Source organism: Pontibacter sp. CAU 1760 (assembly GCF_054482735.1).
On the sequence record NZ_JBTLRL010000009.1, the window covers coordinates 213,320 to 235,718 of the forward strand.

Below are 22,399 nucleotides of genomic sequence, written 5' to 3' on the forward strand. Positions count from 1 at the left end.
CTAAAAAAATAAATTTATCAGCGTTTACACTTTCTTATTGATGTCAAAACAACAGAAAGATACAGCCCTTGTTATTTATAATTTCACGCGGTAAAAAGCAGAGCAAGTCCTCACTTTCCCTGCCCTTTCCTGACATGCATGCCTACTGAGATATTTATATTTTTTGTCTTTCTGCAAATTATTAAGCCGCTTTTACACCTCTCAACACATTGATATTTATCGGTTTCTGAAATTTATAATATTTGGGGACGATGAGTTCTCAAATAGCAAGTTCCTTATTCGTTAACAGAAAGCAGAATCAAACGGCAATTCCCACTTCCTGAAAATCATACCTTGTAGCCAGCACTTATTTCATACCCTTCTCGCCTTACTATTTGTTAAAACTTAATACTTCTGGCCTGCTCCTCATTTTGTAGAGAAGCAAGCAGACACAAAAAAAGGCACCCGATTGGATGCCTTTTCAATAGCTATTTTGAGTTTTGAGGCTTATGCCTGCATTAGGAAGGCTTTAATGTACTCATCCAGGTCCCCGTCAAGCACGTTCTGCACATCAGTGCGCTCCACTCCCGTCCGGATATCCTTCACAAGCTTATAAGGATGCAACACATAATTGCGTATCTGTGAGCCAAAGTCGATGCGCTTTTTAGTGCTTTCAATACGGTCACGCTCCTCGTTGCGCTTCTGAACCTCGATCTGGTAAAGCCGCGACCTGAGCATGCGGATCGCGTGTTCCTTGTTCATGAGCTGCGATCGCTCAATCTGGCACTCGATCACGATGCCGGTAGGCTTGTGCTTCAGGCGCACTGCTGTTTCTACCTTATTCACGTTCTGTCCGCCTGCGCCGCCTGAGCGGAAGGTGTCCCATTCAATGTCGCCGGGGTTTACCTCGATGTTGATGGTATCGTCTACCACGGGGTAGGCGAACACGGAGGCGAAGGAGGTATGGCGGCGCCCGCCCGAGTCGAACGGCGAGATGCGCACCAAACGATGCACCCCGATCTCAGACTTCAGGTAGCCATAGGCAAAGTCGCCGGTAATCTCCAGGGTAGCCGACTTTATACCTGCGCCCTCCCCTGCGTTGTAGTTAATCTGCTTCACCCCAAACTTGTGCGACTCCGCCCACATGATGTACATGCGCATCAGCATTTCGGCCCAGTCCTGGCTTTCGGTACCGCCCGCACCCGGGTTTATCTCTATAATGGCGCTCAGCTGATCCTCTTCGCCGCTAAGCATCCGCTTAAACTCCAGACCTTCTACCGCTGCTTCGGCTTTCTTATACTCCTGCAGGATGTCTTCTTCAGACACGTCCCCGTCTTTGTAAAAATCATACAGCACCTCAAAGTCCGACACAGCCTTCTCCACTTCTTCGTAGTGGTCCGTCCATACCTTCACCGTCTTCATTTCCTTCAGCACCTTCTCAGTCTCCTTGGGGTCGTCCCAAAAATCAGGCGCGGTGCTGCGCTGCTCGGTGGCTGCTACCTGTTCTTTCTTGCCAGCGTAGTCAAAGATACCTCCTCAAGGCCTCAACTCTGGCCTTTAATTCCTTAACCTGTTCAGTTGTCATGGATTTTTGATGTATAAGATGATTTTATCGTAAAAGCAGAATGCTGCCACAAAGCCCCCAAGGCCTTGCCAGCAGCATCCTGTTATTTAAATATTGCCTACAGGTTAATTCTGTATACCCATTTATGCGTGTCAGGCGTTTTGCCTGTTCTGATCTTATCTAACTCTGCTGCCACCTGGTTCGAGATCTTGCGGCCTTCTACCGGCGGCAACTCGTAGTCCTGGCCATTGTAGTGGATCAGGGCGATCTGAGAGATGATGGCAGCTGTTCCGGTACCAAACGCCTCCTGCAGTTTGCCTGCCTTTTGGGCTTCAATCACTTCTTCAACGGCAACTTTGCGCTCCTCTACGGTATAACCCAGGTCTTTGGCTACTTGCAGCACACTATCGCGGGTTACGCCATGCAGAATGCTGGTGCTCAGGCTTGGTGTCACCAACACGTCATCAATCACAAACATTACGTTCATAGTGCCGGATTCCTCCACGTACTTATGCTCCTTGGCATCCGTCCAGATGAGTTGGTCATACCCCTTCTTCTGCATCTTGAGTGACGGTAGCAAAGCCGCCGCGTAGTTACCGGCTGCCTTGGCATAGCCTGCGCCGCCTTCCGCCGATCGCACATAGTAGGGCTCTACGGCTACTTTTACCGGTTTGTCGTAGTATTTGCCAACCGGGCAGGTGATGATCAGGAAACGGTATGTCTCAGACGGGCGTACCCCGATGAAGCTGTCTGTCGCAAACATCAGCGGGCGCATGTAAAGCGAACTGCCCTCTTTTGTCGGCACCCACGCTTCATCCAGGCGCAGCAATTGCTCCAGGCCCTGCATAAACAGGTCTTCAGGTAATTCCGGCATGCAAAGGCGCTCCGCAGATTTGTTTAACCGAGCCAGGTTTGCGGTTGGCCTGAACATCAGGATGTCGCCGTTCTCGTCTTTGTAAGCTTTCATCCCTTCGAACAGGGCCTGCCCGTAGTGCAGCGACGAAGTGGCCGGGCTCAGCGTCATGTCGCCGTAAGGTATGATCTGTGGATTTTGCCAGGCACCGTCTTTGTAATCCACCACAAACATGTGGTCAGAGAAGGTTTTCCCGAATTGTAGGTTATCAAAATCTACCTCCGAAATACGCGATTGAGCCACGCGCTCGATAGAAATTGCTGAAGTATCAACTGACATAGCAAATAGTTTAGTTTATAGTGTTATGAGAGGCGCGGCTGCCAGGTTACTTCCTCGGCACCGAGCTCTTGTGTCATTTTACGGCAAAGTGCGAACAGATAGTCAGAGAGTCTGTTCAGATATTTGATTATTAAGTCATCGACCGGTGCAAGTTCCTGTAGATGAATAGCCAGGCGCTCGGCTCTGCGGCACACACAGCGCGCCACGTGGCAGAAAGATACGGACTGATGCCCGCCCGGCAACACAAATGCCCGCAGGGGCGGAACTTCCTCCGTCATGCTGTCTATCTCTGTCTCCAGCAGTTCCACGTCCTCCTCATGCAAGTCCGGTGTTTTCATCTTAGACTTGAGCGGATCTGTGGCGAGCAGCGAGCCGATGGTGAACAGGCGGTCCTGCACTTCCTTCAGCACCCCGGAGCGGGCTTGGTTTACAGCCTGGTCGCGCACCAGGCCAATGTATGAATTCAACTCATCTACAGTGCCATAGGCCTCAATGCGCAGGTCGGATTTTGATACACGGGTGCCCCCAATCAAGGCAGTTGTTCCTTTGTCTCCGGTTTTGGTGTATAACTTCATGTGGTGTTTAAGCTCCCTGTAGTCTGGCAGCGGTGATTATGTCATTGTTCATCACATCCGATTCGATCAGGCCATCCCGCATCCGCACAATGCGGTGCGCATACTTGGCGATATCCTCTTCGTGGGTTACCATGATAATGGTGTTGCCTTTGGCGTGCAGGTCCTCGAACAGCTCCATAATTTCGTAGGAGGTTTTTGAGTCCAGGTTACCGGTCGGTTCATCGGCCAGAATAATGCTGGGGTTGTTGATGAGTGCCCGGGCAATGGCTACACGTTGCCGCTGGCCACCCGACAGCTCGTTGGGTTTGTGCTTCCCGCGGGTACCGAGGCCCACACTCTCCAGGGCCCGCTGCGCCTTCTCCTCCCGGGCACTCTTGCCATACCCGGCATAGATCAATGGCAGGGCCACGTTCTCGAGCGACGACTGGCGCGGCAGCAGGTTAAAGGTCTGGAACACGAACCCGATCTCTTTGTTGCGCACTTCGGCCAACTCATTGTCGGTCATGTTGCTCACATCGTTCCCGTTCAGGACATAGGTGCCGCCGGTTGGGGTATCGAGGCAGCCGATAATGTTCATGAACGTGGATTTGCCAGAGCCTGATGGCCCCATAAACGCGACATACTCCCCCTTCGTGATCTTGATAGACACAGACTTGAGGGCATGGATCGTCTCGGTACCCATCCGGTATATCTTCGAGATATCGTCAGTTTCGATAAGTATGCTCATTGGCTTGCTGTCATTGTTGCCAGTCTTCGGCGCGGGCCGCTATCTCCTGGCGTTTTTGCTCTAATTTACCATTAAATGTAGCATATTCTGCTGGAGGAAGCAAGTTGCGCAGGTTTTCCTGCGCCTGCTCCGCGTAGCTGAATAAGCCCTGGTCTAAACTCTCGAGGGCATAGGCTTTTTGCAAACTTGCGGCATAGGGGTTGTATGTGATGCCCTGCAGCAAAATACGGTAGGCCCGCTCACTTTCCGGCTTGTAGTCAGCATAAAATCGGGCGGCGGCTAGTACAGTTTCCTCGTCGTATGGCAGCATTTTAAGCGCCTGCTCGTAGCGGACCGCCGCTTCCTCTGTTCTTCCTTTCGCCTCGGCAATCCGTGCCTTGAAGTACAGGCTCAGGCGCTTGTCGCGGTCTGTGAGGTATAGCTTGTCCATTTTGCTGAACAGTGCGTCATACATCTTGGTATTGAGCCAAACCTTTAGCTGCTGCAGGTTTAAAGCCGAGCGCAGTTCCCCTTCCGGCTGTAGCTGCGGGCTTGCCTCCTTCATCGCTTTGTAGGCCGCTACCCACTTCTCCTTGCCGATCAGGTAATCTACCCGGGCCACCAGGGCACGCCGCTTCAAGTCCTTGTCTGTGATGGCCTGTACCAACCTGTTCACTTCGTCCTCGGTCAGGAACGGCAGGCGGGCCAGCAGGTACTGCACCTTCTCGAGGTCGGGTACCTCCTGCACAATGGTTTTCACGTCCTGCTGCAGTACCTCCGCCAAATCCTGGGCCACCCTTATGGCGTCTTCGTTTTCGGTATACCCTACCTCTTCCAGCGCCTGCACCGCTTCCGGCAAGCGGTTGGCGAGGGCAAGTGCATACCCCTGGCTCAGGTAGGCCTGCGGGTAGCCGTGGTCTTTGGCCTGTTTAAAATAGGCGGCGGCCGCCAGGTAGTTCTGCTCCTCCAGCATCCATTGCCCCAGGGTGTTGTAATAATAGCCGCTGTTCCGCTCCGACTGCAGGGCCAGGTTTTCCACGACCCTTCGCCCCTCTTGCGGCAGCCCGTTGTAATGGTGCACCAACCCTTTCAGGAAAAGCAAGTTGGCATAAAACATTTGGTTACCGGGAGCCTCCAGGTAAGCATTTATACCCTCAAGCCGCGTTGTGTCGCCCTTGTTTAGCCTGCTTAAGGTTTCGTTGTAGAACAGGGTAAAGTCCCCTATTTCCTGCAACGAGTCAGGCATAAATGTCTCCTGTGTTTGCGGGTCCAGGCCGAGCAGTTGGCGCAGGGCAGCCATGTTGCTGCGCAACGATTTGCGCTTTGCCTGGTCGCTTTCTTTTAAAACGGCCTTGGCTGGCTCCAGCATGGCCTGCCGGGTATAGTATGCCAGGCGGTTGCTGCGCACAAAATCCTCATCGTCGGTAAATCGTTGGGCCAGGTCGAAGTAATATTCCACGCTGTCCTGCACACTTGTCTGGGCGTATAGCAGCGCCAGGTTATTGTACAGCGCCCCACTTTCCGGGAACTTCTCAGCTCCCTGCTGCAACACGTACAACTTCTCGAAAAAGTACTGGTTGTCATCGTAGAGGTTAGCCAGGCGGATGTATAGCTTTGGGTTCGGGCGGCGGTCGATGGCGTCTTTCAGGCGCAGGATCTCATCGTTCGGCTGTTGCTGCTGCCGGTGCTGCGCGGCCAGGCTATAGTTGGCCTTCACGTTGTTAGCGTCATACACATCGCTCTCCTCATAAAACCGCTCCGCCAGAATGCTGTTGTCGGATGCCGTATACAAGTCGCCGAGGTAGTTATAGTAACCGGCCTGCACCTGAAAGTAAACGCGGTACTGCGTGCGCATCACCAGGATAGCGCACACAATCAAACTCATCAGGGCAAAGGAAAACAACGAAAAGCTTTTGGGCTCATACACGACTTTGTACACCGGCAGGCGCTGGTCAATCAGTCGCCCGAAGTTGATCATGATGTACAGGAAGAAGCCCAGCCCAAAGGCCAGGTGTGTGTAGACGATCATGTCGTGGTAAAAGACCGTCAGGGAGTCATTGGCGGTGGCAAAGGCATAACCGATGCTCAAAAAAGCAATAGTGGCAAACACCAGGTATAGTATTGCGCCGGTTGGCCTGAACGGAAAAAGGCCTTTATAGTAAGCCTCGCGCTGCCGCATCCCCCAAAAGCCCGCCACTGCCGAGAGAAGCAGAATAACATAACCGTTGATGTAGAAGATGTCCAGTTTCAGGTATCCCACGTTGCGCAGGTACAGCAGCAGCAGGTTGAGCAGGTAAAGCACGCTGATAAGGATGAACTGCCACATGCTGAAGCGACGCTCCGGCGTTTTGGCTTGAGTGTTTATCCAAAGCAGGGCATTCACGTTTTCGTAAGCCACCCACAGCATAAACAGCACCGTGGCCACCAGCACCCCGATGGAACTGTAATTGACCAGGTGTAACGTAACGAGGTTGGGAGGCAGCTGGGCCGACTGAAAAGCGATCACCCCGATCAGCAACACTGCCACTAGCATGGCCAGCAGGCGCAGTGAGAACGTGACACCCTGCCAAAAGGACTGGAAACCATAGCTGAGCGTGGCCAACACGGCAATGGAAATGAGCAGCAGCGTTTGGCTGGAGCCGCCAAAACCGCCCAGCAGACTAAAGTTAAATGTGGCCAGGAAGAGCATGAGCAACAGCACCGCCCCAAAGTAGGGCAACTGCCGCATGGTGCTGATGGCAGCCCCATAAAAGGCCAGGCATGCCCCCAGTATACCCAGTGCCATGGTCGCGGCCATTGTATTGATGGTGGGCAGGGCCACGTCATACTGCTCGAACAGCAGGAAGCCGTCGGCGGTAAGGGTAAACGGCTCCAGCAGGCGCGTTACCTCGTGCACCGGCACCGGCACCACCTGCAGGTCGGTTATCCTATCCCAGCCAAAAGCCAGGTCGTTGCCCGTAAAATAGTGGTATATGCCCAACAAGAGCGCCAGGCCTGCCATAAGCAGTAAAAAAAGATAGGGATACCGCATTGACGTATCCCAGTCTTTCCAAAACTTAATTTTGCTCATAAAGATTTTCCCGACACAAGTAGCAAGACAAAAGACCTATTAAACCTTGTACAGGCAGCAGGGATGCAGAAACTTTGTCCCGCAGGCGCTACCTCAACCTGTCTTTGTACTTATGATAACGGTTTACTCCAGTACTTTTGGTACCCGGAAGTAGTCAGAGTCCTTTTTAGGGGCGTTCAGCAATGCCTCTTCGTGGGTTACAGTGTTCATTGCCACATCGTCGCGCAGCACGTTCACTTCTTCGGTCATGTGCGTCAGGGGCTCTACCGATGTGGTGTCCAGCTCGCGCAGCTTGTCCATCCAGTTCAGGATCTTGTTCAGGTCCTGCAGCATTTCCTGCTCTTTCTCCTCGTTAAACTCCAGCCTGGCTAAATGCGCTAATTTCTTGATGGTCTGAATATCCGTTGACATGCGTCTTGTTATGTTTCGTTAGTTCTGATTGAATAATGTTAAACACCCGCTCTTTCAGCTGCGGCAGGTCCTGCAGCGTCATTCCCTCCGTCTCGATCGGCTCGTGTATGATGATCTTGAGCGGATGCCGCCGTATCTTCAACTTGCCGTCCAGGTCGGGCAGAAAGTGCTGATTATACGGCATGGTAACCGGCACCACCGGCAATTGCTTTTCAATCGCCAGCTTAAAGGGTCCGTCCTTAAAGGCCATCAGCTTCTCGCCTGCCGTTTTGGGGATGGTGCCCTCCGGGAAAATAGCCAGGTTGCGCCCCTGCTCCAGCGTGCGCAATGACTTAATATAGCTTCGGGCGCTGCTCACAGGATTTCTGCGGTCTACCGTGATGTAGAGCTTATCGTACACCTTGCCCCACAGCGGCACCCTGGCCAGCGAGCTTTTGCCAACAAAGTTAAGAAATCCGGGGATGGTATGCAGCATCATCGGGATATCAAGGTAGGAGCTGTGATTGGCTGTGAAGATATACCGCCGGTCATGGTCGAATTTCATGCGCCACTCCACCAAAAGCGGCGTCAGGAACATGCGCAGAAACACCGTGGACCAGCCCCGGTTAATGCTGTGGACACGGTGCAGCCACTTTTCCTTCCGGATGAGGGCAGCCTGCACCGGATAGGTTACCAGGAAGGGCAGCACAAACCAGGTGCAGCACCACGTGCTATAAATCCGATGACCAATGTACTTGACTGCTTTCATGTGTTCAAAAGTAAGCATTATCAGTTAGTGTACAATCAGGGCGTTGGCAGTTAGCGCCCTCAGCCTCAAAACGCTGGCACCTGCCACAGTTTTCAGGCTATCTGGAGGGGGCTGCCTCCTGGCGCTGCAGCAGGAAGGCCGCCTTCAGGATGCCTGCCACACTAATGGCATCGGTGATTTTGTTGTTCAGCGCCATCTCTACTGCCTCCGAGAACTTGAGCCGCCAGATGTGCAGCTCCTCTGTTTCTTCAAAAGCAGTTTCGCCGGCGGTTAGTTCCTGTGCCAGAAAAACAAATCCTTCCTCGTCGGTTACGGAGTTGGAGGTATGCAGCCGGGCAATGTTGGTCCATTTGGCAGCCGTAAAGCCGGTCTCCTCCCGCAGCTCCCGCTTGGCCGATTCCAGGATGTCGTCTTCGATCAGGCCGCCACCCATGGGTATCTCCCAGCTGTACTCATTGAGGGCGTAGCGGTACTGCCCAATCAGGTAGGTATACCCTTCCTCATCAACGGGGATGATGCCAATGGCCTTGTTCTTAAAACTAACCACGCCGTAGATGCCTTCCCCGCCTTTGGGGTTCAGCACCTGGTCTTCGCGCACCTTTATCCAAGGGTTCTGGTATACGTCTTTCGAGGAGAGGGTGGTCCAGGGGTTGTGGGTTTCGTCTGTCATTGCGCTGGTTTTGTTCAGTTGCAAAGATAGCAGGCTTCCGGAAAGCTGTGCAGGTATAGTGCCACCTTCGCCAAACTTAATGATTCGATTAACTAGCGCTCCAGTTCAAAAACAAGTTTGTTCTGTTGGCGGCAGGCGCATTCATAAGCTGCTCTGTGCTTCAGGAGGTCTTGGTGCCGGATGGTTACCAGTATCTCCAGGCTCCGGTCGAAATCGCCGTGATTACGGTATAACTCCGCCTTCAGCAAACGGTTGTTTTCGTCTTCATCGCCCAGCAAATATAAAAGCCGGAACATGTTTCTATCCCAGAGCGCTTCATCTTCCTCTCTACAAAACAGGGGTTCTGTTCTGCGCGTTCTGTCGTTAAAGGCCCACCAGATTTGCTTGCTCAAAAATAACTTGTCCTTGTCTGCACTGGCTCGGTTTGCCTCAAAAGCCATGTTGTATTCATACAACGTAAGGTGCTGTGCCCGCTTGGCAGCTTCCCATCCGCCAGGTAACTCCCCAGAAAACATTGGGTGATACTTCCCGATGCTCTGCGTTTTGCTCAGCCAGAAAATGGTGTCGCAGGAGGTGCATTTGGTGATTTCGGGGTATGCTGGCAACATGGGGGCTTCGCGCTTTCCGTCGGAGAAGTATTTTGCATCGACCGTGCTTCCACTGCCTGAACCCGGCTGCAAAATGAGGAGAGCGCAGGTCGGGCATTCATAGATTTCAGTAAATCCAGCAGTCATAGTTTTAAGGGGCGTTACGTTCTTGATTACTCGTGCACGTCTATCGCATGCTGCAACACAGTACAATGGTGAACATCAAGCAGTAATATATACTTAAAATCAGATATTATTAGGGCTAATCCTGTAAAACCTGTCTCTTTTATACCAGCACCCCTTATCCATCTTCCAATAAGTTAGAGTGCGGTATAAATAACAGTTTATTCATGTGTATGCGGCAAATGACTATTTGGAAAGGCAAAATCACACTACATGCAAAAGCCTCTGAAAGTGCGATGACCTTCAGAGGCTTTTTTGAAATTACTTCGGCAGATGGTAAGACCTACTTCTTTCTCAGCACCTCATATACTTTCAGGTTCTCGGATTTGCCTTTCATCGTCACCGATGGCCATTCCGTTACCTCTACAATGTCTTTTACCGTACAAGGCGATTGGGAGGTATAGATCCATTTACTGGAATGTTGATTCCGGGGATCAGTGTCTTTTCAGGAGGCTGTCTTTTTCAATCCTGATCAGGTACCAGCTGCCTTCTCTGTTTTTGGCTACCTTGGCTTCTATCAGCATGGTGGCTTTGCTCCCCTGCACGGTAAATTTCAGGTCGGCGGGGTTGTCGGCTTTGCTGGGCAAATCGTCTTCCTCAAATGTTACGGCTTTGAACTTGCCAATCCGGGACTTGACCGCTTCCTGCTCTGTAATCAGTTTCACTCCTTCTTCAAATGAGTCCGGCTTTTCTGTTCCGGTAAAGTAATAGCTTATCGTGGAAAGCAGCAGGGCTCCACCATACAGGTACAGAAACCACTTAAGGGTCTTCTTCCGGTTAACCTTGTTCTTTAGAAAAGGATAAAACAGAAAGTACAGGACACCGCTAGCCACAAATAAGAGAACAATTGCTTTCACCATACCTCAAATTTAGCAAATTAGCAGCTATGAAGTGGCCAAAGGTGACAGTAAACCACCACCTGGGGTTTTGAAAGCATGCCCTGTAGCATGTAGGCACGATTCATATTTCCCAAGGATGCAAGCAGGTAGCACTCAAAATACAATACTGGCTTGCCGGATTTTAAATGGCCGGATGATACCTGGCACCAGTTGTCAAGACTTATCTGTTGCACAGAAAGTGCTTACGCGCCAGGTACACGCTCAGGCAGGGCGAAATTCGCTTTCAGGACTTTTAAATCGTCTTCGAAGCTCATTTCGGCTTTTGCTCGCTTGTATGCCTGTGTTGCCTGATGGGCAGCTGCTTCCCTGAGTGCGGCGTCCCCGAACGCGGCTATGGAGTGGAATGCTTTCTGCAGCCGAATCATCACCTCGATATTCCCTGCTCCATCGCGGGCAATGGGCCTGAAAGCATCCTCGCACAAATCCTGAACGGATATGGTTGGCACAAAAACCCTGTCTAAGGTTTCATCCGGCGCCTCCGCTGGCGCTACGGGTTTGCTCCACAGCGCAAATAACCGGACATGGCTCCCGATGATGGCGATGGCCGTACCGGGGTCGTTTATACCCGGCGAAAGGGCACGGCTCGCCACCTCCGTCATGGCAATCAAACCGAACCGCGGGTCTTCGTCAAAAATCCGGTTTTTGCCAATTGTAAACGCATCACTTATTTTTTTCTTCTGATCAGCTGTTATCACCGTATTTTGTGGGGCAACAGACACGACTGGCCTGCCCGGTGCCGCGAAAGCACCCGGCAAGGTTTTGACGGTGATGGTCGCGTCCAGTTCCTTTGCCACTTCCTGCAATGCTTCTGAATCAACGTGCTGGACATACCCGATGCTTTCGCTATCAACCGGCACTCCGACACCTTTAGCGTATGCAACGGGTCTACCATCAAAATGCGGACTTGCCTTATAGTTTTTAATGGCGGTGGCAGCGGCCTCCTCAATTTTCTCGATGGTGGTGCTTAGCCTTCCGAGGCGGGCGATGCGCTCTACCCAACGCAGAAACGTCATGATCACCAAGGCGAAGATGCACAAGGTGGTAACTAAAAGAGCAAACTGGCCGGCTACACCAAAATAGCCGTTTTGCAAGGCAATGGTTGCTACCACACTGTAAATAAAGGAGCCGATGTAAACTGAAAGCGCATTCTGGGAAACATCGTCCGCGATGATCAACGAAAAAGACCGTGGTGTGGCTGTGCTGCTGGCGGCGCTGTAGGCTGAGATCATGGCACCTACGGCAAAAATAGAGATCACCAACATACTGGCCGAAATGGTAGTAAGCAGTTCCTTGATGGAGCTACGCTCTAATGTTGGCACGTAGACCGACAAATCGAAGCTGTCGGCTAACTGCGCCAGAAAAACAATCCCAATCGAGAGGATGCAAAACACAACCGGTCTGATCCATAGGCGCTCTTTCAGGCGGTTAATAAAGTAAAGAATGTTTCGTTGCATGGCTTTGCTGCTGTGTACCGATACTGGGTTTGAAAATTTGGGAGGTTATACCTATATGATTTTTTAACGTGTTAAACAGTATAATCGTCGAAAATGCGCTATTGACAGGCCGCTATACCTGTATGGCGGAGAGCTTAAGGTTTGCACCCTGTGCTGAAGCAATCACGCTCTCTATCAGCCGTAGCGAAAACCAAACTCCGCCGTCATCTCGACCATCGGGAGAGATCTGAGACACAGCCACTGACACTCCATTTTTCTTGCCAGGGCTCGAAAGGACAGCAGGTATTGGAATAGAAGAACAATATATCCCGCACGGCTGCCAGCAACTGAAAACAGAAGCTGTGCTATACCGACTCCCTTAAACAAAAAGGCCCTGGGTATTTATTCCCCAGGGCCTTTGTATAAAGTATAGAATAGGTTATTTCTGATTCACCTGTCGCAACTGGTACTCTTGGTCGTTTACGCGCACCTTAATCAGGTATAACCCTGCTGCTTTCACCTTCTTGTCGAAGGACAGGCTATGCGTTCCGGCAGAAAGGGTAGCAGTTGGCACCTGCTCTACCATTCTGCCCCGAATATCATACAAAGTCACCTGTACATCGCTTTTAGCTGGCAGGTTTACACTCAGCGTAAACGCGCCTTTCGACGGGTTCGGGTATGCCTGTATACTGGCCATCTCAGGCGCGCTCATTTTTTGTGTGGTGCTGGTGTTCATGCTGGTCGCCCCAGCCCCTGTGCAGGTAACGGTGTTTTTAGACTGATCGTATGGCAGGGTGCCGTGTGTCACGCTGTTCACGCAGAAGTTCACGGTAACAGTACCTTTGGCAGTGCTGGTGGTTACAATATCCACTGTACCGTTCGCTCCGGTTATGCCGCTCCTTGTACCGGTATAAGAACCAGAGAAGGTGCCCGTTACCGTTGCATTAGCCACAGGGTTTCCTAAGTTGTCTTTAATCGTTACCGTTGCTAAACCATACTTGTTGCCTCCGCTGGCACTTACCGTGCCTGTTACGATAGAGGATACAGCAAGGGATGTGGCGCTACCGCCCTGGCCTGTTACCGAAACAGTGCCTGAAGTAGTTGTGGCACCGGCATTATCTGTTGCTTTGGCTGTCAGGGCATAGGTACCGGTACCTATCACCCAGTTTATGCTGTATGGGCTGCTAGTAGCAGTGCCGATCAGGTTGCCATTAGCAAAGAACTCTACCTTGGAGATCGTGCCATCAGTGTCAGCGGCGTTTGCGGCTACTGCAACAGAGGCGCCAGAGGCAAAGCTGGCCCCGTTAGCCGGTGATGTGATGGAAACAGTAGGGACAGCATTTGCGGTGCCTGCCTGGTAGCTGTCCAGGTTGTCGTAGTAATAGGTATCGCCGGTATAGGTGTTAGAGGCGAAGAGCAGGATCATTTTTGTGACGCCTGTGTTGGAGGCCGCCCCATCAGGTCTGTCGAGCAGCGTGAACGGGATGCGCTGCCACTGATTCTGCACAGTGGTTTTTCCGGTATACCGGCTATGTCGCCCGGTAGGATAATTGCTGGACGTGGCCGTTGACGTTTCCAGTTGCAGCGTGATTTCGGTGCCCACCGGTGCGCTGGTGTACACGTCCAGGTAAAACTTCTTGCTCTTGCTGGTGTACAGGCTAGCGTCGGTGATATTGGTTACGTTGTAGGTAATCAAATCATACTGCTGAGTAGAGCTACGAATGTACTTGCCTACCTGGGCGGATGTGTTTACGCCGCTGGCAGAAGGGTTCGCTACTTTGGAATACGTACCGGTGTAAGTTCCTAAGGTGGCAGTGGCCGGCTGATCGAAGTTTTCGAAGCTGAACTCTCTCACGAACGGAGGCTCTACTTCCACTGGCACGTTTATCTGCTGCGAACCGCATGTGGTGGAGAAGGTAGCCGACACGTTACCGCTGGCATCGCCGAAGTTTACCGTGATATTTTTGGTGCCTTGGCCTGAAGTGATGGTAGCGCCTGCTGGCACAGCCCAGGTTACTGAAGTACCTGCATCAAGGTTGCCTACGCTGTAGGCCACTCCGGTTTCCTTGTTCAGCACCACGCGTTTACCGGTAGCGTAAGGCTTGAAGCCACTGTATACCCGCACATAGTCCACGTCCATAGCCTTCGGGAAGATGCTGTCGTCTACAGTACCACCCAGGTTACCACCTACTGCCACGTTCAGCAGGAAATGGAAACGCTTATCGAAAGGCCAGTTGTAAGGCGCGATGTCCTGAGAGGTTTTTGTCAGGAAAAGAATGTCATCCACAAACCAGCGAATTACGCCCGGCTCCCACTCAACCGCAAAATCATGAAAAGCATCTGAGAAAGAACCTGAGTTCAGGTAATAATTAGCACCCGTGTGCTGGTTGTTAGGGTATGGATCGCCGTAGTGGATGGTGCCCAATACTTTGTTTGCCTCCGCCGACACATATTCCATGATGTCGATCTCACCGCTTTTTGGCCAGCCGCCATACGCTTCGTCCGTTGACAGCATCCAGAAAGCCGGCCATAAGCCTTTGCCTGCCGGAAGCTTGATGCGCGCCTCGAAGCGCCCGTACGTCCAGTCGCCTTTGTTGATCGACCGGATTCTGCCAGAGGTATACGCCTTCGACTGCACCCGTTGTTTTTTGGCCGTGATATGGAGCTGGCCATTGGTTACGGTTACGTTGCTCTCCTGGTAATATTGCAATTCGCTATTACCCCATCCGCATATACCTTCTGCGCAACCGTCACCGGTCTGGTAACTCCATTTTGTTCCATCTAGTGTACTGCCATTAAACTCGTCGGCCCATACTACATTTGGGCACTGCTGTGCATATATTAGTCTCGGGCAAATAAATGCCACAGCAACCATAAAGGTTGCCATAAACCACTTTCTGTAACTGTTTTTCATCATGTTTAGGGGGTAAGTTAATTTGTACGACATTTAACATACCTAATGTACTCCTAACCAATTGCTTAGTTGAGTGAGCACATACCTCAATTTTACTTCAAACAGTACGTCATGAATACGTCATTCAGCAAAAATCAATATCAAAAATCACATAACAAAGAATAAATATGAGTGATCCCTCACTTTGTTTTTTTGGCTAAATTATAAAGCTCGTAAGTTACCCATGAACATGGGACGCTATATGACCTCCAGCAGTACCACTGCGGATGAAGAAAGTGTGCCGAGGTGACTTAGTATTTTTATGAGAAAACAGAGCATCTGGTATCGAAAGGCTAAAGCTGTAAAACGTGCAGTGATGCTTAGGGCAGTAAGTCACAGACTGAAAAGAAATGACTCTCAAAAATACTTGAAAAGCTAATGGCCTGCGGCATAAAATCCGCTTAAAATGGAGAGAAGAATGCTCTTCATTCGTGAATGGAGAAATCGCAGTTCCTTTTTAAAGTCCTACCCGTAAGCTTCCCGCATACCGGGTATCACGATGCTAGAAGCACGCGCAACCCACATGAGAAGAAGGACCAACAGCAAGACTGCACATCTCCTTTTAAGTACGATTTTAGTGAAATTGGCAACTCCTCACGCAACAGCATCAGCCGAATCCTGAAAAAACTTTCGAAATAGGAGGCATAAAAAAGCCCTGCAGTATAGAACTGCAGGGCTTTTAATTTGACCGGAGACGCTTAAGCTATTGCGCCTGCCTTAATCTCTTCTACCACCGTTGGGTCCAGCAGTGTGGAGGTATCGCCGAGGTTAGAGGTGTCGCCTTCAGCCACTTTGCGCAGGATGCGGCGCATGATCTTGCCGGAGCGTGTTTTGGGCAGTCCGCTCACGATCTGTATCTTATCCGGACGGGCAATTTTACCGATCTTCTCCACCACGGTTTCGATAATCTCGGCACGGAGCCAGTCCTCGTTTTCTGGTCGGTCTTTCAGCGTCACAAAGGCATAAATCCCTTGCCCCTTCACATCGTGCGGGTAGCCCACCACCGCCGACTCTATCACGTGGTCGTTGTGGTTGATGGCTTCCTCAATCTCGGCTGTTCCGAAGCGGTGACCGGATACGTTGATCACATCATCTACACGGCCAATGATGCGGTACAGGCCATTCTCGTCGCGTTTCGCGCCATCGCCGGTAAAGTAGAGGCCCTTGTACGTGGAGAAGTAGCTGAGGCGGGCGCGCTCGTGGTCGCCGTAGGTTGTCCGGATAATGCCCGGCCACGGGAACTTCATGCACAGATAGCCCTCCACCCCGTTCTCAGTTATCTCGTTGCCGTCGCTGTCTACCAGTATCGGCTGTATGCCCGGCAGCGGCAGTCCGGCGTGGCTTGGCTTCATGGGGGTTACATCAGCCAGCGTCGAGATCATGATGCCGCCTGTTTCGGTCTGCCACCAAGTGTCTACCACCGGGCAGCGCCCTTTGCCCACGTGGCGATAGTACCACTGCCAGGCCTCCTCGTTTATCGGCTCGCCCACAGAGCCCAGTACCCGCAGCGAGTCGAGGCTATACGAGAGCACATCCTCAATATCGCCGCCCATCAGCGAGCGGATGGCCGTAGGGGCAGTATAGAAAATAGACACGCCAAACTTGTCGCAGATCTGCCAGAAACGGCCATTGTCCGGATACGTCGGCACGCCCTCGAACATCACCGAAGTGGCGCCCGAGAGCAGCGGCCCGTACAGCAGGTAGGTATGGCCTGTTATCCAGCCGATGTCGGCGGTGCACCAGTACACGTCGCTTTCCTGATACTGAAACACGTTGCTGAAGCTGTACTGCGCATATACCATGTAGCCGCCGCAGGTATGCACCACGCCTTTTGGTTTGCCCGTAGAGCCGGAGGTATACAGAATAAACAGCATGTCCTCGGCATCCATCTCCTCGGCAGGGCACTCTTTGCTCACGTCCTTTGCCTCCTCGTGGTACCACACGTCGCGGCCTTCCACCATGTTCACGGCCCAGCCCAGGCGCTCCACCACCACTACTTTCCGCACGCTGTCGCACTGCTCCAACGCCTCGTCCACCACGCGCTTCACCGGTATCTGCTTCGAGCCGCGGTTCAGGCCGTCAGCGGTCAGCACCATGCTGCACTGGGCATCGTTGATGCGGTCGGCCATGGCTGAGGCCGAGAAGCCGGCGAACACCACCGAATGGATGGCCCCGATGCGGGCGCAGGCGAGCACGGCAAAGGCCAGCTCCGGAATCATGGGCATATAGATGCAGATGCGGTCGCCTTTTTTGGCCCCGTTGTTTTTGAGCACGTTGGCAAACTGGCATACCTTCTCGTGCAGTTCGCGGTAGGTATACCGGATGTAGCGTTCTTTCGGGTCGTTGGGCTCCCAGATCAGGGCCAGTTTGTTGCCGCGGGTTTTCAGGTGACGGTCCAAGCAGTTTTCGGTGATATTTAGCTTGCCGCCCTGAAACCACTTCACGTTCGGCTCGTCGAAGTTCCACTCCAGGGTCTTGTCCCATTTCTTGCGCCAGGTAAACGTTTCGGCTATATCAGACCAGAACCCCTCTGGGTTTTCCACGCTGCGCTGGTAGGCCTCCTGGTATTCTTCATAGGTTTTAACCTGATAGTTCGTCATGATTTGTTTTTCAATAGTTTATGTAGGTTAACGTTCACTCTCAAATGTGTCGCCATCGCTGGGTGAGCTTTGCTACCACCTGGTGCTCGTGCGAAGATGGTACTGCAACACCTTTCTGTCTTCAGCAGGTTAGACCTTCTACGCTTATTTTAAACCTATCGGTGCACTTCTGATGTCGGAGGCTGGCACAAATGGTGTTAGTGGTGCACCGTGGCAACCCCTGCCCCGCGCGGAATGCGGATATCCTCCACCAGGTCCTGTATGTAGGCCGGAGGCGGCGGTGTCAGGCGTGAGATTGCAAAGGATACCGCAAAGTTGAGCAGCATGCCCAACGTACCGATTCCCTCTGGCGAAATGCCGAACCACCAGTTCGCGGGCTGGTTGGCTTCCGGGCTGATGAACTTGAAGTAAGAGATATAGGCCACCGTGAAGATCAGCCCGATCACCATACCCCAGATGGCACCCTCCTTGTTCATGCGCTTCGAGAAAATGCCCATGATGATAACAGGGAAGAAAGAGGCTGCCGCCAGTCCGAAGGCAAACGCTACCACCTCGGCCACAAAGCCCGGCGGGTTGATCCCGAAATAACCTGCCACCACCACAGCCGCCGTAGCGGCCAAACGCGCGGCAAGCAGCTCTTTCTTCTCTGAGATGTTCGGGCGTAGGGTTTTCTTGAGCAAGTCGTGGGAGATGGCCGTGGAGATGACGAGCAGTAGTCCTGCTGCCGTAGAGAGGGCCGCAGCCAGCCCACCAGCCGCCACCAGGGCAATTACCCAGTTGGGCAGCCCCGCAATTTCGGGGTTAGCCAGCACCATGATGTCCTTGTCGATGGTGAGTTCGTTGGTAGCCGGGTCCTTCACATACTGGATGCGGCCGTCACCGTTCTTGTCTTCAATGTCGATCAGCTTCGTTTTCTGCCAGTTCTTTACCCAGTTAGGCATTTCAGAGATGGACCTGTTGCTGATGTTGGTAAGCATGTTGTAGCGCCCGAAAGCGCCAACAGCCGGTGCCGTGGTATAGAGGATGGCGATAAACACCAGCGCATACCCGGCAGACTTACGGGCATCCTTCACTTTCGGCACCGTAAAGAAGCGCACAATCACATGGGGCAGTCCAGCAGTGCCCACCATCAGCGCCGCTGTGATGAAGAAGATGTCGATGGTGGATTTGGTGCCGCTGGTATACGGTGCAAAGCCCAGCTCCGTCAGCATACCGTCCAGCTTCGCCAGCAGCGGTGTGCCGTCTGCCAGGTCGCCGCCCAGGCCAAGCTGTGGGATAGGGTTGCCGGTCAGCATCACCGAGATAAAGATGGCTGGCACCATATAGGCAAACATCAGCACGCAGTATTGCGCCACCTGGGTATACGTAATGCCCTTCATACCGCCCAGCACAGCGTAAAACAGCACAATGATCATCCCGATAATCACCCCAGTCTCAATTTCCACCTCCAGGAAGCGGGAGAACACGATGCCCACGCCCCGCATCTGGCCTGCCACATAGGTAAACGAAATAAAAATGGCACAGATCAGGGCTACCAGGCGAGCTGTGCTGGAATAGTAGCGGTCGCCTACAAAATCGGGCACGGTAAACTTCCCGAATTTGCGCAGGTAGGGTGCCAGCAGCAGGGCCAGCAGCACGTAACCGCCCGTCCAGCCCATCAGGTATACCGAGCCGTCGTACCCCATAAAGGAGATCAGGCCGGCCATGGAAATGAAAGAAGCGGCACTCATCCAGTCGGCGGCGGTGGCCATGCCGTTGGCCAGCGGACTCACGCCCCCGCCAGCCACGTAAAACTCTTTGGTAGACCCGGCGCGCGACCAGATAGCAATACCGATGTACAGTGCAAATGTAATCCCTACGATGAGGTAGGTCCAGGCTAAAATTCCCATGGTGTCGTATCTATAGCAGTTTAGGTTATTCTTCGTCCACGTCAAATTCCCGGTCCAGGCGGTTCATCATAATCACGTAGATAAAGATGATGACCACAAAGCAGTAAATGGCGCCTTGCTGGGCAAACCAGAAGCCCAGCTTGTAACCGCCGAGCATGAACTGGTTCAGCTCCTCCACGAAAACAATCCCAAACAGATAGGAAACCGAGAACCAGAGGCCCAGCAGAATGAGCAGCAGCCGCACATTGCGCCGCCAATAGGCTTTCATTTTTTGCTTGTTGTCTTCCATGTTTTCCAAGGGTTATCTGGTATACCTTGCCCGGATCAGGCTAAAAGGTTTAAGCTAATCTGACCTATAATCCCGCAACGGAGAGGAAATTGCCCAACTGATTCTCACGGCCAAAACCGTAATACCAGCTGGGCAGCCCCTGCCTCCCTGCAGTGATTAAACACTTAGCTACACAAGGTAGCATATCCATATAAAATTTGCAATGCTTTAGTGCTGCACTTTCTTGTTTGGCAAAAAACTAGCGCGACAGGTATAAAAAAAGCCCAACCGACAAGGTTAGGCTTTCCGCTCTAATGTTATTCTGGTATACGTCACATATCCCGTACCGAGACGATCACTTCGTTATACTGGTCTGTTTGATGTAGAAAATTCACGATTTTCCAGCCAACTTCTTCGGGCGTGGCTAACTCGCCATTCGCTTTATAATCCCTGAACTTCGCCACGTTGCTGAAACGGCTGCTGTCTGCCTCCCGGATATTCGCCTGCATGGCCGTATCGACCACACCCGGCGAAAGGGCGTATACCCTCGTGCCTGTGCCGCGCACCTCCTGCTCTTTCTGCACCGTCAGCGACAGCATATCGATGGCCGCTTTGGAGGCGCAGTAACTGGCCCAACCATCCACAGGGTACTTGCCTGCGCCGGAACTGATGTTTACGACTACCTTTTGAGCCGGATGCAGGCGGTACGCCTCCAGGAAAGTGTTCATCAGCATGGCCGGCACAATCACGTTGATGTCAAACACAAACTCGAAGCGTTCGTTGGGCATGCCTTCGCCCACATACCCAATGTCGCCCAGCGTGCCGGCATTGTTGATCAGCACCAGCTTTTCGGCGTCCGCGTAGGGTAAAAACACTTTCTGCAGGTTATGCTCCACGGCCTCGATGTCCGAAAAATCCAGGGGTTGGTGGCGGTAGTTGGGGTGCTGTATGCTGTTGGTGCGCTGCACGCCCACTACGCGGTTGTTCTCGTCTTTCAGCAGTTCCTCGGCAATGGCCTTGCCAATGCCCTTGCTGGCTCCTGTTATAATATAGATGTTCATAGTTTTGGGATGGGTAATAGTAGAAATACGGCGGAATGTATGGTGTAGATACTTTGCTTGTTGCGGTGGTATATAAAAAAGGCTGGTACTCCTGCCGTAGCAGCAACACCAGCCTTTTATGCACTTCGCGCGTCACAGACTCACCTTTATCCTGTGGCCCGGAAGTGACTTTCGGGCCAGCTTTTTAATTCGAAACTCGTAATTCGTAATTATAAAATATACTGGCTCAGGTCGCGGTTTTTCACCATGCCTGAAAGCCGCCCCTGCACTGTTTCGCGCGTGATGACGATATGGGCGTTTGCGCTGATCTTGTCCGGAACATCAAACAGGATATCGTTGAGCAGCCGGCTCATCACGGTATGCAGACGGCGGGCACCGATGTTCTCCACCTCCGTGTTCACCTCAAAGGCAATTGACGCGATTTCGTCCAGCGCTTCGTCGTTGAAGGTAAGCTCCACGTCCTCAGCCTTTAATAGTGCCTCATACTGCTTGGTCAGGGCGTTCTTCGGGAACTTCAGGATCTGGTAGAAATCGTCCTTCGTCAGGCTGTTCAGCTCCACACGAATCGGGAAGCGGCCCTGCAATTCCGGAATCAGGTCGGACGGCTTGGCCACGTGGAACGCACCGGCGGCAATGAACAGGATATGGTCGGTGTTAATGATGCCGTACTTAGTGTTCACCGACGAGCCTTCCACAATGGGCAGCAGGTCGCGCTGTACACCTTCGCGGCTCACATCGGGGCCTCCGCCGCCTTTCTTGCTGGAGCTAGCCACCTTGTCAATCTCATCAATAAAGATCACGCCGGAGTTTTCTGCCTTGAAAATAGCCTCTTCCTTTACTTCATCCATGTCGATGAGCTTGGTGGCTTCTTCCTCCAACAGAATTTTGCGCGCCTCGGCAATCGTTACCTTGCGCTTCTTCGTTTTCTTCGGCATCATCCCGCTGATCATCTCCTGGATGTTCATCATGGAGGCCTCGTCCATACCTGGCGCTAGTCCGCCTACGCCCGGCATACTGCTTTGCTGCACCCGGATCTCTATCTTGCGGTCTTCCAACTCACCATTGCGGATCTTCTCTCTGAATTTCTCACGGGTGCGCTCGTTTAGCTCATAGTCTGTGTCGGGCATCACATTAGGGTCGGAGGAGGTATAGGTGGGTGTGGTGCCGCGGCCCTGAATAGGCGGAATGAGTGCATCCAAAATCACGTCTTCCACCAGTTCGGCGGCACGGGCCTTCACTTCCTCTTTCTTCTTGTGCTTCACCATGTTCACGGACTGCTCCACGAGGTCGCGCACCATGCTCTCCACGTCGCGGCCCACGTAGCCGACCTCCGTAAACTTAGAGGCCTCCACTTTGGTGAAAGGCGCATCTGCTATCTTGGCCAAACGGCGGGCAATCTCAGTTTTACCCACGCCGGTTGCCCCGATCATCAGGATGTTGTTAGGCACGATCTCAGCCCGGATGTTCTCGGGTGCGTTCATGCGGCGCCAGCGGTTACGGAGCGCAATGGCTACGTTTCGTTTGGCGTCGTGCTGCCCAATGATGTATTTGTCAAGCTCTGCCACGATCTGGGCAGGGGTTAAATGCTCTATATTGTCTAACATAGTCTTT

The 22,399-nt window shown here is 52.4% G+C and carries 18 protein-coding genes; 1 reads left to right on the plus strand and 17 read right to left on the minus strand.

Annotated features, from left to right (window positions below; genetic code table 11):
• Positions 1-486: 486 nt before the first annotated feature.
• From prfB to ACXYMU_RS14455, 9 genes are all read right to left on the minus strand, one after another.
• A protein-coding gene (gene prfB, locus ACXYMU_RS14415; RefSeq protein WP_458987108.1) for a peptide chain release factor 2 occupies positions 487-1,564 on the minus strand; the annotation gives its coding sequence in 2 pieces (ribosomal slippage) (positions 487-1,503 and positions 1,505-1,564; 1,077 coding nt in all).
• A 97-nt stretch (positions 1,565-1,661) separates the two neighbouring features.
• Complete coding sequence (locus ACXYMU_RS14420) at positions 1,662-2,735, minus strand: branched-chain amino acid aminotransferase (RefSeq protein ID WP_458987109.1); 1,074 nt, start codon at positions 2,733-2,735, stop codon at positions 1,662-1,664.
• Between the two features lie 23 nt (positions 2,736-2,758).
• The gene (locus tag ACXYMU_RS14425) at positions 2,759-3,310 is read right to left on the minus strand and encodes a cob(I)yrinic acid a,c-diamide adenosyltransferase (RefSeq protein WP_458987110.1); all 552 of its coding nucleotides are present in this window, start codon (positions 3,308-3,310) and stop codon (positions 2,759-2,761) included.
• 7 nt (positions 3,311-3,317) lie between these two features.
• On the minus strand, positions 3,318-4,037 hold the full coding sequence (locus ACXYMU_RS14430; RefSeq protein WP_458987111.1) for an ABC transporter ATP-binding protein: 720 nt from the start codon (positions 4,035-4,037) through the stop codon (positions 3,318-3,320).
• Between the two features lie 10 nt (positions 4,038-4,047).
• Entirely contained in the window at positions 4,048-7,017 is a 2,970-nt protein-coding gene (locus ACXYMU_RS14435) for a tetratricopeptide repeat protein (RefSeq protein WP_458987112.1), read from the minus strand.
• Positions 7,018-7,209: 192 nt separating this feature from the next.
• Positions 7,210-7,497: an Asp-tRNA(Asn)/Glu-tRNA(Gln) amidotransferase subunit GatC gene (gene gatC / locus ACXYMU_RS14440; RefSeq protein ID WP_458987113.1), complete on the minus strand. Its 288-nt coding sequence runs from the start codon at positions 7,495-7,497 to the stop codon at positions 7,210-7,212.
• Positions 7,439-8,245: a lysophospholipid acyltransferase family protein gene (locus tag ACXYMU_RS14445; RefSeq protein ID WP_458987114.1), complete on the minus strand. Its 807-nt coding sequence runs from the start codon at positions 8,243-8,245 to the stop codon at positions 7,439-7,441. Before ACXYMU_RS14445 ends, gatC begins: the two co-directional genes overlap by 59 nt.
• A gap of 97 nt (positions 8,246-8,342) precedes the next feature.
• Complete coding sequence (locus ACXYMU_RS14450; RefSeq protein ID WP_458987115.1) at positions 8,343-8,915, minus strand: NUDIX domain-containing protein; 573 nt, start codon at positions 8,913-8,915, stop codon at positions 8,343-8,345.
• A gap of 92 nt (positions 8,916-9,007) precedes the next feature.
• Positions 9,008-9,649, minus strand: coding sequence for a hypothetical protein (locus ACXYMU_RS14455; protein ID WP_458987116.1), 642 nt, complete (start codon positions 9,647-9,649; stop codon positions 9,008-9,010).
• Positions 9,650-9,858: 209 nt separating this feature from the next.
• On the opposite strand from ACXYMU_RS14455, the gene ACXYMU_RS14460 reads away from it, so the two are divergent.
• Positions 9,859-10,089: a hypothetical protein gene (locus ACXYMU_RS14460; protein WP_458987117.1), complete on the plus strand. Its 231-nt coding sequence runs from the start codon at positions 9,859-9,861 to the stop codon at positions 10,087-10,089.
• A 30-nt stretch (positions 10,090-10,119) separates the two neighbouring features.
• Here the strand turns inward: ACXYMU_RS14460 and ACXYMU_RS14465 are convergent, their stop codons facing one another.
• From ACXYMU_RS14465 to hslU, 8 genes are all read right to left on the minus strand, one after another.
• On the minus strand, positions 10,120-10,545 hold the full coding sequence (locus ACXYMU_RS14465; protein WP_458987118.1) for a hypothetical protein: 426 nt from the start codon (positions 10,543-10,545) through the stop codon (positions 10,120-10,122).
• 221 nt (positions 10,546-10,766) lie between these two features.
• A complete protein-coding gene (locus ACXYMU_RS14470; RefSeq protein WP_458987119.1) occupies positions 10,767-12,038 on the minus strand; it encodes a DUF2254 domain-containing protein in 1,272 nt (423 codons plus the stop codon).
• 418 nt (positions 12,039-12,456) lie between these two features.
• Complete coding sequence (locus ACXYMU_RS14475; protein ID WP_458987120.1) at positions 12,457-14,934, minus strand: family 16 glycosylhydrolase; 2,478 nt, start codon at positions 14,932-14,934, stop codon at positions 12,457-12,459.
• 734 nt (positions 14,935-15,668) lie between these two features.
• On the minus strand, positions 15,669-17,570 hold the full coding sequence (acs, locus tag ACXYMU_RS14480) for an acetate--CoA ligase (RefSeq protein WP_458987121.1): 1,902 nt from the start codon (positions 17,568-17,570) through the stop codon (positions 15,669-15,671).
• Between the two features lie 197 nt (positions 17,571-17,767).
• Positions 17,768-19,459, minus strand: coding sequence for a sodium:solute symporter family protein (locus ACXYMU_RS14485; protein WP_458987122.1), 1,692 nt, complete (start codon positions 19,457-19,459; stop codon positions 17,768-17,770).
• A gap of 25 nt (positions 19,460-19,484) precedes the next feature.
• Entirely contained in the window at positions 19,485-19,748 is a 264-nt protein-coding gene (locus tag ACXYMU_RS14490) for a DUF4212 domain-containing protein (RefSeq protein WP_458987123.1), read from the minus strand.
• Positions 19,749-20,059: 311 nt separating this feature from the next.
• A complete protein-coding gene (locus ACXYMU_RS14495; RefSeq protein WP_458987124.1) occupies positions 20,060-20,788 on the minus strand; it encodes an SDR family NAD(P)-dependent oxidoreductase in 729 nt (242 codons plus the stop codon).
• Between the two features lie 209 nt (positions 20,789-20,997).
• Positions 20,998-22,392, minus strand: coding sequence for an ATP-dependent protease ATPase subunit HslU (gene hslU / locus ACXYMU_RS14500; protein ID WP_458987125.1), 1,395 nt, complete (start codon positions 22,390-22,392; stop codon positions 20,998-21,000).
• Between the last annotated feature and the right edge of the window lie 7 nt (positions 22,393-22,399).